The 14,617-nt window shown below is 34.1% G+C and carries 11 protein-coding genes; 10 read left to right on the top strand and 1 reads right to left on the bottom strand.

Translation table 11 applies throughout. The annotated features are described in order from the left end of the window. The first annotated feature begins 88 nt into the window (after positions 1 to 88). The 7 genes from BN1225_RS09220 (at position 89) to BN1225_RS09190 (ending at position 9,175) form a co-directional block, all read left to right on the top strand. A complete protein-coding gene (locus tag BN1225_RS09220; RefSeq protein ID WP_041139503.1) occupies positions 89 to 2,470 on the top strand; it encodes an FtsX-like permease family protein in 2,382 nt (793 codons plus the stop codon). An 11-nt stretch (positions 2,471 to 2,481) separates the two neighbouring features. Next, a complete protein-coding gene (locus BN1225_RS09215) occupies positions 2,482 to 3,252 on the top strand; it encodes an ABC transporter ATP-binding protein (protein WP_041139502.1) in 771 nt (256 codons plus the stop codon). Between the two features lie 3 nt (positions 3,253 to 3,255). Next, the gene (locus BN1225_RS09210) at positions 3,256 to 3,936 is read left to right on the top strand and encodes a response regulator transcription factor (RefSeq protein WP_041139501.1); all 681 of its coding nucleotides are present in this window, start codon (positions 3,256 to 3,258) and stop codon (positions 3,934 to 3,936) included. Then, complete coding sequence (locus BN1225_RS09205; RefSeq protein ID WP_041139500.1) at positions 3,923 to 5,194, top strand: sensor histidine kinase; 1,272 nt, start codon at positions 3,923 to 3,925, stop codon at positions 5,192 to 5,194. Before BN1225_RS09210 ends, BN1225_RS09205 begins: the two co-directional genes overlap by 14 nt. 29 nt (positions 5,195 to 5,223) lie before the next feature. Then, positions 5,224 to 5,727, top strand: coding sequence for an NUDIX hydrolase (locus BN1225_RS09200; RefSeq protein WP_041139499.1), 504 nt, complete (start codon positions 5,224 to 5,226; stop codon positions 5,725 to 5,727). 272 nt (positions 5,728 to 5,999) lie between these two features. Then, positions 6,000 to 7,826 carry a bifunctional diguanylate cyclase/phosphodiesterase gene (locus BN1225_RS09195; protein WP_052466529.1) on the top strand — a complete coding sequence of 609 codons (1,827 nt, stop codon included), beginning with the start codon at positions 6,000 to 6,002 and terminating at the stop codon, positions 7,824 to 7,826. Next, a complete protein-coding gene (locus BN1225_RS09190) occupies positions 7,823 to 9,175 on the top strand; it encodes a sensor domain-containing diguanylate cyclase (protein WP_041139498.1) in 1,353 nt (450 codons plus the stop codon). Before BN1225_RS09195 ends, BN1225_RS09190 begins: the two co-directional genes overlap by 4 nt. Before the next feature lie 114 nt (positions 9,176 to 9,289). Here BN1225_RS09190 and BN1225_RS09185 read toward each other — a convergent pair whose 3' ends face one another. After that, positions 9,290 to 9,853 (bottom strand): cyclase family protein, encoded by a 564-nt coding sequence (locus BN1225_RS09185; RefSeq protein WP_041139497.1) that lies wholly within the window; start codon positions 9,851 to 9,853, stop codon positions 9,290 to 9,292. Between the two features lie 113 nt (positions 9,854 to 9,966). On the opposite strand from BN1225_RS09185, the gene BN1225_RS09180 reads away from it, so the two are divergent. From BN1225_RS09180 to BN1225_RS09170, 3 genes are all read left to right on the top strand, one after another. Beyond that, positions 9,967 to 10,839 carry an AraC family transcriptional regulator gene (locus BN1225_RS09180; RefSeq protein WP_041139496.1) on the top strand — a complete coding sequence of 291 codons (873 nt, stop codon included), beginning with the start codon at positions 9,967 to 9,969 and terminating at the stop codon, positions 10,837 to 10,839. A gap of 108 nt (positions 10,840 to 10,947) precedes the next feature. Continuing rightward, entirely contained in the window at positions 10,948 to 13,740 is a 2,793-nt protein-coding gene (locus BN1225_RS09175) for a PAS domain-containing hybrid sensor histidine kinase/response regulator (protein WP_052466527.1), read from the top strand. Between the two features lie 109 nt (positions 13,741 to 13,849). Further along, positions 13,850 to 14,452: a pyridoxamine 5'-phosphate oxidase family protein gene (locus tag BN1225_RS09170; RefSeq protein WP_041139495.1), complete on the top strand. Its 603-nt coding sequence runs from the start codon at positions 13,850 to 13,852 to the stop codon at positions 14,450 to 14,452. Positions 14,453 to 14,617 lie beyond the last annotated feature (165 nt).

Genomic DNA, 14,617 nt, shown 5'->3' with positions numbered 1-14,617 from the left:
ATATTACTATTCCCTATAAATTTTTATGATTTAAGGATTTTTTAATAATTGATTCTTTATAATGGAAACAGTTAAAGGAGAAGAATCTATGTTAATACAAATACTCAAAAAAGATATGATGAAAAGAAAAGGCGTCAATTTCATTCTATTTTTATTCATTACGATTGCCACAATCTTTCTTACAAGCAGTATTAATAACATAATGATCGTTACATCGGCTGTTGACTATTATATGGAATATGCCAATGTACCAGATCTTAATTTGGTACTTAATACAGAAATAGACAAGGAAAAGATTGATACATGGCTTAAACAGCAAACATTCAGCGAGACAGTAATTGATTATGATTATAATCAGTTTTATGTAATAGCAGATCAATCCATCACTGTCAAAAAGGATACGCAATCATCAAAGCTGGATAATCAAGGAACAGCCATTTATTTATCTACACTGGACAGTGATTATAGTCAAGTCTTTGATAAAGAAGGAAAACCGTTGGATTTAAAAGATGGAGAAATTGCAGTTTCTATTTCTATGATGAAACGTTCACAGTTAAATATTGGTGATACTCTAATCATTCGTCATGGCAACACAGAAAAAGAGTTTAGGATAGCTAAAGCAACAAAAGATGCTGCTTTTGGTAATGAAATGATAGGAATGAGCCGATTTATTGTTAACGAAAAAGAATTTAAAGAATTTTCAGAAGACTCAATAAAAATTGGGATTTATTATATTGTGACAAATGAACCCATTAAACTTGTTGATGGTTTAAATGAACAAGGATTTAATGGAATTATGAATACAATCACGATTGATATGTACAAACTGGTTTATTCGTTTGATATGATCATGGCTGCTTTATTGATCTTAATCGGTATTTGTTTAATTTTAATTGCTTTACTTGTTTTACGGTTTACATTGGTTTTCTCATTAGAAGAACAATATCAGGAAATTGGTATATTAAAAGCGATTGGATTGCGAAATTATTCTATAAAGAAGTTATATTTAATCAAATACTTTGTTATCGTAGTTGTAGGGGCGACATTAGGAACACTCATCAGTATTCCAATTAGTCAAATCATGATCGATAGCGTCAGTCAGAATATGATTATGGCAAATAGCAGTGTGAATATGGGGATTAATATATTATGTGCATTAATTATCATCGTGTTAGTCTCATTATTTTGTTATTTCTGCACAAGGAAACTCAATAAAGTCTCTGCAATCACGGCAATACGAGGAGGATATACCGGAGAGAGATTTAGTAAACGAAAAGGTATCCACCTTTCACGATCTCGTCATTTATCTGTTCCGTTTTATTTAGGAATCAATGATATCATGAATCATTTGCCGCGTTACATTATTCTGATGATTACCTTCTGTATGAGCTTTATCTTAATTACAATTCCGTTGAACACGATTAATACGATGAAAAGTGATGAGATGGCTAAAAAGTTCAATTACGATCCATCCAGTGCAGTTTATATTCATAAGATCGAAGACAGTCAGAATCAAAAATATAGAAATTCAAAAGATCTTATGGAAGGTGTTGCCAGAGTTGAAAAGGAAATGAAAGAAAAAGGATATGATGCAAAGATTTCAGCTATTCCAATTTACTTCATTAATTATGAGTACCAAGGAGATACCTCTCGCTACAATATTATGTCAACACAGCTTCTTGGAAAAGAAAATACATTCTCCGATTATAGTGCCGGAACTGCTCCGATACTGCAAAATGAAATTGCTTTTTCTCAAGGGATTATGACAGAAAGAGGATGGACGATAGGAGATTATGTAGAAGCTACTATCAATGGTGAAAAGAAAACAATGATTATTACAGGGATCTATTCAGATTATATGCAGTTAGGAAAGAGTGCTCGTTTGAATAATCAGTTAGATTGTTCACAAGAAGTGATGTTTGATTACTGGACATTAATGGTTGACATGGAAACTGAGCTTACCCAAAGGGAGATGGCATCGCTGATGAATAAAGAATTTCCTGATTATGAATGGAATACCGCGCAGGATCAAATTGATCAAAATGTCGGGGGAATACAGGCTGCATTGTCAGAAATGAATATTCCAATGACAGCTATGCTGTGTGCAGTTATTATGTTAATTACTCTATTGATGGAAAAACTGTTTATCACACGTGAAAAAGGAGAAATTGCGATGATGAAAAGTATCGGTTTTACCTATCGCACGATTCGTCATTGGCAACTGACTCGTATGGTTTTAGTTGTGTTGGCTTCAATGATTATTTCTATCCCGCTTTCACTTTTGAGTAATCACTATATATTAAAACCGATCTTTGCGGTTATGGGAGCAGATGTCGCTATTCAGGTAAATCCATTACAAACGTATCTGCTTTATCCAGGGATCTTATTGATTGGCATCATGATGGCAACTTCCTTGGCGACAAGAGGAATCAAGAAAATTAATATCCGAGAAATGAATAATTTAGAATAGGGGAATAAAACATGGAATGTTTAACGATATCAAATCTATGTAAAACGTATATTATAAATAAACGTCAAAATAATGTGTTAAGAAATATCAATCTAACCATTCAATCAGGAGAAATGGTAGCCGTCATGGGTCCGTCCGGATCAGGGAAAACCACTTTGCTGTATACGGTCAGTGGAATGGATGAAGCCACTGCCGGAAAAGTGGATTTCTTTGGGAAAGAGTTGACAAAATTATCAGCTAATGAGATGAGCGATTTGCGTTTACAGGAGATGGGATTTGTTTTCCAACAGATGTATATGCTGAAAAACTTATCCGTTTATGATAATATTATATTACCTGCTTATCAAGTGGCAAAGGGCAATAAGAAGCAGTCAAGAGAGCAAATTAAGGAACGAGCAAAAATGCTAATGCAGAAATTAGGAATCAGTGAAGTTTCAGACAATGCAGTGACTGAGGTATCAGGAGGACAGCTTCAACGTGCCTGCATATGCAGAAGTCTCATTAATCAACCGAAAATTATTTTTGCAGATGAACCAACAGGAGCTCTAAATAAGCAAAATTCGATTGATGTCATGAATGAATTAACCCGAATTAATGAAGAAGGAACAAGCATCTTATTAGTGACTCATGATATGAAAGTAGCTTCTAAATGTGAACGTATCTTATATATTGAAGACGGCGATATTCGTGATGAAATTTCGTTAGGAAAATGCCATGTCGGAGATAATCTTCCTGCAAGAGAAAGAAAACTCAATGATTGGCTAATTAAACTGGGGTGGTAAATAATGACGGATATATTAATAGTAGAGGATAATATAGAACTAGCTGAACTGATTCAAGCCTTTCTTTTTAGGGAAGGCTTTTCTTGCTATCATGCACTGTCAGCAGAAGCTGGGTTAAATTGGCTTAAAGAAAATAAACCACAAGTGATTTTATTAGATATCATGCTGCCAGACATGGATGGCTTTGCATTCTGTCAAAGTGTAAGGCATCATAGTCGTCTGCCTATTTTTATTATGAGTGCCAGGTCAACAAAAACAGATCAGTTAATGGGTTTTGAACTAGGAGCAGACGATTATATGGAAAAACCGATTGATCCGGATATTCTTTGTGCTAAAATTCGTGCCTTAATTGCTCGACAAAAACAAGTACCCAAACAATCAGCAATTATTATTTCCGGAGCGTTAACTGTCGATAAAGAAGCACGTCAGGTTTATTTAAAAGATAAGCGTTTAGAGCTAAATGTCAAAGAATATGAATTATTAATATTGTTTATTGAAAATGCTGGTAAAACGTTGCATAAAGAATATCTGTTTAATCAAATTTGGGGGATGGACAGTATGAGTGAGAATCAGACTTTAACCGTTCATATAAAAATGCTTCGTTCAAAAATTGAGGAAGAGACACGCCAGCCGAAACGTATTTTGACAGTATGGGGAATAGGTTATCGTTATGAAGAAATATAATCAGGTTATTTTACTTTCTATTGTTATGTATATTATTTTAGCTTTTTTTCTAGGCAGCAGCTTAATTCAAATGGAAAATAAACGCAATCAAACCTATCGTGTTGAAAGCAATCGTATAATGGATAAGATAAATCGTGGTGAAGCCATACAACAAATAGATCTTAGTACTTATACTATCGTAGAAGATATTCAATTTTTAGATAATTCCATCACCGATAAACAGATCATAGATTCTTTTTTTACCGAAGAAAACAATAAAAAATCCCATTATCAACCTTATTATCAACATGGAGAATTAGTAGGGTATATTAAATTTTCTTATCAAATGCCGGAACTCAATATAAAACAAGTGTTTTGGTATTCACAATTTAGTTTGTGTATACTAGAGCTATTGATTGTAGGGATACTCATTTATTTGAAAAAGAATATTATCCAACCATTTGTACGTTTAAACAGTGCGGCAATTGAAATCTCAAAAGGTCACTTAAAGGGAGAAATCAAAGAAGAAAAAAATCGCTATTTAGGCCGTTTTATGTGGGGAATCAGTCACTTAAAGGATAAATTAGATATTTCTCGTCAACGTCAGTTAGAAATGTTAAAAGATAAAAAGACGATTCTTTTGTCCCTGTCCCATGATATTAAAACACCGATTAATCTAATTAAATTATATAGTAAAGCTTTAGAAGAAAAAATCTATGTAAAGGAAGAAGATCAGCGTCATGCAATGCATCAAATTAGAGAAAAAGCTGGAGAGATTGAAAATTACGTGGATGAGATTATTCGATCTTCAAGGGAAGATATTTTAGATGTACAGATTAAACAAGGGGAATTCTATCTGTCAGATCTAATGAATCGTGTTTTAGCCGTATATCAGGAACAATGTGACTTAAGACAAATTGAATTAACGGTTCAAAAGTTTGATAATCGTTTATTAAAAGGCGATATCGAGCGAAGTCAAGAAGTCTTTGAAAATCTTTTTGAAAATGTATTTAAATATGGCGATGGCAGACGGATTGATCTTTCTTTTTATGAAGAAGATTACTGTCAGCTAATCCGTTTTTTTAATACAGGAAACCCAGTTTGTGATAATGAATTTAATCATATTTTTGAAAGCTTCTTTAGAGGAAGCAACAGTCAAGGGTTAAAAGGGAATGGCTTAGGCTTATATATATGCCGAGAATATATGAGAAAAATGGAGGGAGATATATTTGCGGAAAAGTCACAAGAGGGGATGGCGTTTATTCTTGTTTTTCGATAACAAATAAAGATACATGTAAGGAGAATTGTATGAAGGAACACTTTGCTAAAACAGCTGTAGCGGCTATCATTGAAAGAACAATAGAAAATCAACCCTATATTCTAATGCAAGAACGGCAGAAGGAAAATGATCTGAATACGAACGGGCTTATTGAGATTGCGGCAGGTAAAGTCAGAGAATATGAAAATGTCTTTGATGCTTTAAAAAGGGAAGTATACGAAGAGACGGGATTAACAATCACAAATATTATTGATCAGGAACAGTCCGAGTATGCAGGCAACCAAACAGCAAGTGTCATGGGATTTACTCCGTTCTATATCACTCAAAATCTTGACGGCATCTATTCACTGATTGTGATGACCTTTATCTGCGAAGCGGAAGGGCAAATTGCAGAGAATACAAACGAAACCATTAATATTCGTTGGGTGACATTAGAAGAAGCAGAGGGGATACTGTTAAAATCACCCGAAAAGATATTTCCACTCCACCTTCTTTCAATAAAGAAGTATATTCAATATAAAACCAAATCTTAAAAAAAGGAATTCTCTTTGAAAGAAATTCCTTTTTATTCTGGAAAAGAAGAGTTCATACAGTTTTCTTAAATAAGAAGGTGTCATTACCGCTAACTAAATATAGTAGTTTCAAATAAATGACTTCTATGATAGAATAATAAAAAGAGACACATAATGACTGAAAATGCAAAAATAAGCTGGTATTGGGGATTTTTCTTCTTGCATTAGAATAGCCATTATCTAAGACAAAATAATATCTATGGGGTATACAACATGGAAGAGAGGCATGTGGGATGTTGAACGATCATAATAAAAAGTCCACACATAACATTATTATTTTTTCAGCTATATGGGTTGTTGCCATTGGAATTTTGATGTTTTCACTCTATCAAAATCTCGGGTATGCAAAAGTTATAAACTATAGCGGAGTTGTACGTGGAGCGACACAGCGCTTAATCAAAAAAGAGTTAACGGATCATCCTGATGACACCATGATCATTTATTTGGATGATTTGTTAGAGAACTTGCATACCGGACAAGGGGTCTTTAATTTGATTAAAATAGAAGATGATAATTATCAAAATCAAATTCAATCGATGATGATTAAGTGGGAAGAAATTAAAGCAGAAATAATGAATATCCGTACCGGAGGCTCTCCGGATCAGCTTTTTAGTTTGAGTGAAAACTATTTTGAAGATGCCGATCACATGGTTCATACCGCTGAAGAATATTCAAATCTGCAATTAAAACAACTCATTGTTTTTTTCTTGTTTTATTTGGTTCTTTCAATCAGTGCTTTTATTATTTGGTATCGATTTAAACAAGATGAGCTGAATAAAGTTTTATATATTGACACTTTATCAGGTATTCCTAATTTAACCGCATTCGAGTTAAATGTTGCAGCCTATTTAGAAAAGAAACATGATAAAGAATTGGTAGTATTATGCTTTGATATAAATGATTTCAAATTTCTTAACACTTCTTACGGGTATCCTTTAGGGGATTCTTTGATTAAGATTATTGCTAAAGTAGTTAAAAAAACGGCGGTTCAAAGAGATTGCTGTGCAAGAAGCGGTGCTGATAATTTTTATCTTCTTGCAGAAAACAGAGAAGACTTATATGTATACATTGGCACGCATTTAATAGAAGCTATTCAAAAAGAGTGTGCATTTGATATTGCCAGTGATATTTCATTTAGCTTTGGCGGATTTAAGATTCATGAGGACACTGAAATCAGAGAAGTCATTGATCGTGTCAATTTAGCCCATAAAAATGCGAAGAGTATGAAAAGTGATACGATTATTTGGTACGATCATGCATTAACAGTTCAGCTATTAGAAGATAATAAAAAAGTAAAACAAATGCATCGTGACTTACAGGATGATAAGTTTTTGCTTTATCTCCAACCAAAATTTGATGTTGCTACAATGACAATCATTGGAGCTGAAGCATTAGTTCGCTGGCAATATTCTAAAGAGGTCTTTTTATATCCGGACAGCTTTATTCCATTATTTGAACTGACCGGCAATATCTTTGAACTTGATTTTTATATGCTTGAAAAAACATGTGCCTACATAAAAACACATCATTTAGATCAACGTGATTTTAAAGTATCCATTAATTTTTCCAGAGTCACATTATATCGTAAGAATTTTAGAGAACAGCTTTTCTTAATTTTAGAGAAGTATAATGTAGCACCTACAAGTTTGGAAATAGAAATTACTGAAAACTCCATCAACGGACTTTCTGATCCGATTATTTACTTATTGCAGGATTTACGTCAGCAGGGCTTCTTAATCTCGATTGATGATTTTGGAACGGGTTATTCTTCGCTAAGCTTATTAAGCTCGTTGCCGGTAGATATTCTTAAAGTGGATAAAGCATTCTTGTTAGATAAGCACAATGAAAAGAATATTCAGGATATTTTAGGTTTGATTATCAGTGTTGCCCATTCCTTAAATATTAAAGTAATTTGTGAGGGAGTAGAAACACAGGAACAAGCCGATTTATTAAAGACTCTTTCTTGTGATTATGGTCAAGGTTACTTGATTTCAAAGCCAATCGATGAAAATGATTTTGAAAGTAAGTATCTTGCAAGAAAGGAGGAGTCAGTAAGATGAGGAAATTTTCTGAAAATGAATTAAGCACGATTATATTAGATGAAGATGATAATCTTGTCTGCATTACCGATCCTGATACTTATGATATTGTTTATCTCAATAAAGGAGCTAAGCGTCTTTTTCATCTGTCAATGGAAGAAGATTGTTATAAAAAGAGGAAATGCTATGCCCTTTTACAGGGGTTAAATCAGCCATGTAGTTTTTGTACAAATAAGTTTTTAACGACACATGATTTTTATCGCTGGGAATTTTTCAATCCGGTCGTACAGCGTTATTTTATGATTAAAGATAAATTTATTGTGCTTGATAATAAAACTTACCGTTTAGAGATAGCAGTAGATTTGACCGATAAAGAAGAGGAAAGAAAGACCTTGGAATTAGAATTGGAAAAGCATCGTGCAGTAACGGATCTTATGCAGAAACTTGATTTGCGCGACATGAATTCAGATATCATATCGGAAATGCTGCATAACTTAGGGGAAATGTATGATGGGGATCGCTGCTATATAATTGATGCCGATTATGCTTCACGTACTTTTAATAATACCTATGAGTGGTGTAATGATGGGATTCATCCGGAAATTCAGAACATTCAAGGGGTCCCTTTTGAAGGAATGCAGAGATGGCTGGATGAATATGAAAAAAACGGAGAGCTGATCATCGACTCACTGCATCATGAAGTCGCAAAGGATAGTTTTGAATATCAATTCCTTAAATCACAAAATATTGAGTCTATCATCTCTGTTCCTTTGCTCGATGGAAATAAAATTGTAGGCTTGATTGGAGTTGACAATCCAAAGAAATTCAATAAGAATTTATCTTTTATAAAAACCATTGCACAGTTTTATGTAAATGAAATGAAGAAACTTAAAGTGCTGCACAAACTGCAAAAATTAAGTATTATCGACAGCCTTACACATGTTTTTAATCGTAATGAATACATTAATGAAGTTGAAAGATTTAAGCAAGAACCTAAAACAAAAGTAGGAACAGCTTTTATTGATTTGAATGAACTGAAGACGGTGAATGATAAATTGGGGCATGATTTTGGTGATCGCTTGATTATTCAGGCAGCCGAAATATTAAATAAAGTATTTCCTAAAGCGGTTTATCGTATTGGCGGTGATGAATTTGTGGTTGTTGAAAAGGGGGTTGATGAAGAAGATTTTAATAAACAATTAAAAATGCTTCATCACCTGCTTGGGTTAGAAAAGACTCTGAAGCTTTCCATCGGCTCAGTATGGGAGTTGGCTCCTGAAAACATAGAGGGACTTGTTACAAAAGCGGATCAAGCGATGTATAAAGAAAAACATATTTATTATGCATCTAAAGATAGAATAATGAGATAATAAAATGATTTGTTGATAATAAAAGCACATAATATCGTGGCATTTATGTTCTAAAAGTTAGAGCTGAACATCTAACGATTGGAGATGAGTCCACTAAACCTATGTGCTTTTTTTCTATATTTCTGCCACCACTCTGCATGGCAAGCCGGTCGTGTGACTGTAATGGATAGGATAAGTATTGATGGTGCAGTGTACAGCTTTTTGATGATTCAAGAGCATTTCCATTTGACAAAGATTTTCAACGACAAATACATGATGATCGGCACAATGCTGATCCATTGGCGTATGTTCTTTTCCACGTCGAATCCCCGCACAGTCTATACCAATAATATTGACCCCTTTTTGAATCAGCGCTTCAATTAATGAGGCTGATAATTGCGGATGTTCCTTAAAGTATCGAGGAGTACCATATCCAGCGGCATTGATAAAACCGGTGTGAAAAGCGATAAACCTATTTTCTTGAATGAGATCGATATCGATATCTTCTATTTCAATATCACGGTTATAAACTGAACTGACATCAAAAATGACGGCAGAAAGACGCAGATAATCTAAGGGAAATTCTTTATTCATAACATCAAAGTGAGTCCCCAGATGACCGGATAAAGTCATCTTTTCGTTCTGATTTGCATCATTTACCAGTTTAGGGGTAATTTTTAAAGTTAAATCATAATACATTATTATTTCCTCCGAATCGTTAATTTATATTTATTATTATATTAACGGATTGAAAGATAATATATAATAATATTAGCAAATAATATCAATATATTATCTTTTTAGGAGGATTTATGAAAATAAATAAAAATCATAAAGATTTAACTGATCACGGTACTTTTGAATTTCCGCTTTCCATTTATGATGATTATGTATACCCCAATGTCCTGAATTTTACTGAATGGCATTGGCATGATTCTTTGCAGTTTTGTTTAGTTAAACAGGGAGCTGTATTGTTTCATATTGATCAGCATAAGGTTTTATTGAAAGCAGGGGAAGGTCTTTTTATTAATTCCAAGCAATTACATAAAACAGAAAATATTCAAAAAATAAAAAGTTATTATATCTGTTTTGATGTTCATCCCGATTTTATTTCAAGTTTTTCTGGCAGCATTATCAATACACGTTTTATCTATCCTATTATTCAAAGTGATACTATAGATTACTGTTTGCTTACATCACAAACGCAATGGCAAAAATATATTCTGTTGTATTTAGAAGAAATTTATAACCTTTATCAAAATAAAGAGTCCCAACTGGCGATTCATATATTATTTTTGCAGATCTGGCAGCTGCTTTATGAACATCATTTCAAGTCGCTGCCATTAAAAGAACGAAATATCACTAATGAAAGAATGCGGACAATTATACATTATGTAGAAACCCATTACTCAGAAAAAATAAGACTGGAAGATCTCGCTGATAAGGTAGGACTGACTCGTACGTCCTTTTGCCGGGAATTTCAAAAATACATGGGATGCAGCTTATTTGATTATCTTTTATCCTTTCGCTTGCTTAAAAGTATGGAACTTTTAAATTCTGATTTATCTATTACTGAAATTGCATATCGATGTGGATTCAGTACAACGAGTTACTATATTCAAAAATTCAAGAAAAAAACAAAGATGACACCAAATTATTACCGTCGTTTTTATCAAGATGTTTGATATTTACAAAAAAGATGATAAAAGCAGGATTTGATTGCTAAAGAAATTGGGAGCGCTTATAATGAAATTAAGGTTTGTCTAAATATGGGATCAAGAGGAGAATTATAAATGAATCAGATAGAAAATAATGCATCATGGAAAGAAGGAATAATGCTTACGACGGAAGAACAATATCAACTTTTGATAGAGACAATGAAAGTAGGCATATGTCATCTGCTTTTGAATGATGAATTTACTTTTCTATGGGGAAATGATTCGTTTTATGAAAACTTAGGCTATCGAAAAGAGGAGTTTCTTTCTCTTTATCGTAGTGTTAAAGCCCTTTATCAAAATCATATGAAAGATTTTGTTTTTTTTCAGGCGGCCTTTAAAGAGGGAATCCAACAGGATAAAAAGAATATTCAGTTTATTTGTTGTTTGCCAAAGAAAGATCTTTCTGTATGCTATGTACAGATACAGGCTAGAGTGACCGATAAATGTATACAAGGAGATACCGTTATTGAAGTGGTATGGCAAAACGTTGATGAAACAATCAAAAGCCAACACGAAGCTGAACGTATAAAAGAAATGAAAGCACAGAACTTTGAATGGCTGATGTCAGAGTATATGGGGAACGTCTATATAAGTGACATGGATAATTATGATTTGCTGTATGTGAACAAAACTTCATGTGAGACGCTTCATGATGAAATGAAGAATTTAATTGGCAGGAAATGTTATGAGGTTATACAGGGAAGGACTTCACCATGTCCGTTTTGTACGAATGATCGTTTGACTTCTGATGATGTATATGAATGGGAGTTCTATAATCCGGTATTAGAAAGAACGTTTATGATTAAAAATCGTCAAATAGAATGGGAAGGCCGACGTGCCCGTATAGAATTATCACATGATATGTACAGTACTGAATATAAATTAGCTAAAAAAGATCAGGAACGTGAAGCTATTATTAAAACAATTCCGGGCGGTCTTTCACGAATAGAAGCAAAGCACTATAAAAAAGTAATGTGGTATAGTGGAGACTATTTAGAAATGATAGGGTATACTGCTGAGCAGTTTGAATCGGAATTAAATTCTGAATGGACTAATGTATATTTCGATGATCAGGAAAGAATTTTAAATACAGCTAAGTCTCTTTATGAAACCGGTCAAAATGCAGTTTTGGAAACAAAAATTAAACGCCGAAACAATGAAGAACGCATTTTAACAATCACTATGTGCTATATCAGCGGAGAAGATAGTTGGGATGGTATTCCTTCAATTTACAGTGTAGCAATTGATATAACAAAAGAACGTCAGGAACAAGAAAGACAAAGAAAGGCTTTAGAGGATGCTTATAAAGCGGCGCGTGTGGCAAATGATGCTAAAACCAATTTCTTGTCTTCCATGTCGCACGATATTCGTACCCCAATGAATGCAATTGTGGGAATGACGGTTATTGCTAAAGCCAATATAAACGCACCGGAAAAATTAAATGACTGCTTAAATAAAATTAATGTTTCAAGCCGGCATTTATTAAGTTTGATTAATGAGGTTTTAGACATGTCTAAGATAGAAAGCGGAAAGATAGATTTGCTGCCTGAAAATGTAGATTTACCGGAACTAATTGAAAATGTAACGGATATGTGCAGATCATTAGTGGAAGAAAAACATCTTGATTTTCAAATCATAGTGGGGCATGTTCGTCATGAAAAAATCATTGCTGATGGGGACCGTATTCAACAGATTTTTATGAATATTCTGTCAAATGCCATCAAATATACACCTGAAAGCGGAACGGTTCGTTTTACTATTAATGAAGTCGAATCGATCATTCGTGGCAGAGGGCGTTATGAATTTATCTTTACCGATACAGGAATTGGAATGTCTAAAGAATTTCTTCCTCATCTGTTTGAACCTTTCTCCCGTGCGGAAGATTCACGTATTTCAAAGATACAGGGAACCGGATTGGGAATGGCGATTACTGAAAATATCATTCATATGATGAATGGCACAATTGAAGTGAACAGTGAATTAGGAAAAGGCAGTCAATTCACCATCTCACTTCCGTTACAGCTGCAAATGGAAGAAGAACAAAACGAAGAAGAATTAGTTGGTCATTCGGTTTTAGTTGTAGACGATGATCAAATGGTATGTGAAAGTGCAGTTTTATTGCTGAAAGAATTGGGAATTCGTGGATCTTGGGTTCTTTCTGGAAATCAGGCAGTACAAAATATATGGGACGCTCATATCAATAAAGAAGATTATTTTGCGGTTATTTTAGACTGGAAGATGCCGGGGATGGACGGACTTGAAACGGTCAGGCAGATTCGTAAAACGATGGGGGAAGATGTTCCGATCATTATTATTTCTGCTTATGATTATTCAGATATAGAAGATGAATTTATTCGTGCCGGGGCCGATGCCTTTATCACAAAGCCATTGTTTAAATCGAAAATGCTGCATGTACTGCAACTCTTTTGCTCAAGCAACAGTTTAGAGACAACCAGCGACTATGCTGAACACCAGCATACTGATTTATGTGGTAAAAAGGTTCTGCTGGCAGAAGACAACGAGTTGAATCGTGAAATTGCTGCGGAAATACTGCAAATGCAGGGAATTTTAGTGGATACTGCAGAAAACGGACTACATGCAGTAGAAATGTATGCAGCTTCTGAATTGGGCGAATATGATGCGATCTTAATGGATATTCAAATGCCAATTATGGATGGTTATGAAGCAACACGGCAGATTCGTGTGATGGAGCGAAAAGATGCGAATACTATTCCTATCTTAGCCCTAACGGCCAATGCATTTATCACAGATATCACAAAGGCACAAAGCGCCGGCATGAATGACCATATCGCAAAACCTATCGATGTGGAAGTGCTGATCAAAACGTTGCAGAAATGGATAGATTAAAAGGATAGGGAGGGATCGATCCCCCTCCTAGTTTTATTTAGGAAAAATATGTTTGGGCTTAGTAAATCCGGCTTTAAATAAGCCGCTTAATAATATTGGAGGAGAATAAATGAACAATGCCTATTTAGATCAATTAAGAAAAATAAAAAGTGTTTCAATGGCAACTGTTGATCATAACGGCATACCGCAAGTAAGAGTGATTGATGTCATGTTGGTAGAAGGAGAGAATTTATATTTTTGTACCTCAAGAGGAAAAGGATTTTATAAGCAATTAATTAAAAATAAATGGGTCTCTATTTTAGGAATGACGGAAAACTACCAAACAATCCGTTTTACCGGAAAGGCTCATCTTTTATCCAATCAAATCGAATGGATTGATAAGATATTTGAGCATAATCCGGTGATGGAGGATGTTTATCCCGGAACATCTCGTTATATATTAGAACCGTTTTGCTTAAATGAAGGAACGATTGAATATTTTGATCTAAGTACTTCACCGATTACACGAAAAGAAATGGTCATTGGTAAAGCTGAGGCAATAAAAAAAGGATTTGAAATTACCCCTGCTTGCAAGGCATGCGGCATCTGTTTAAAAAAATGCCCCCAACAATGTATTGAAGCAGGAAAGCCATATCAAATTGTACAGGAACATTGTTTGCATTGTGGATTATGTCAAGAAGTATGTCCGGCTAAAGCCATTCAACATAGATAAACGTAGGGAGTATGAAATAAAAATCGGAATAGATATTGACTTTCAAACATACTTCAACAATAAAATATAATAAAAGCACAGGATGATTCCTTCCTTACGTGTTGGTAAATGAAGTTTAATGATGTCATTTATCAACCTTATTGGAGGTATCAAGAAATGTGCTTT

The organism is Beduini massiliensis, assembly GCF_000829905.1.
Taxonomy (GTDB): Bacteria; Bacillota_I; Bacilli_A; order Erysipelotrichales; family Coprobacillaceae; genus Beduini; species Beduini massiliensis.
This window is presented reverse-complemented; position numbering and strand designations above follow the sequence as displayed.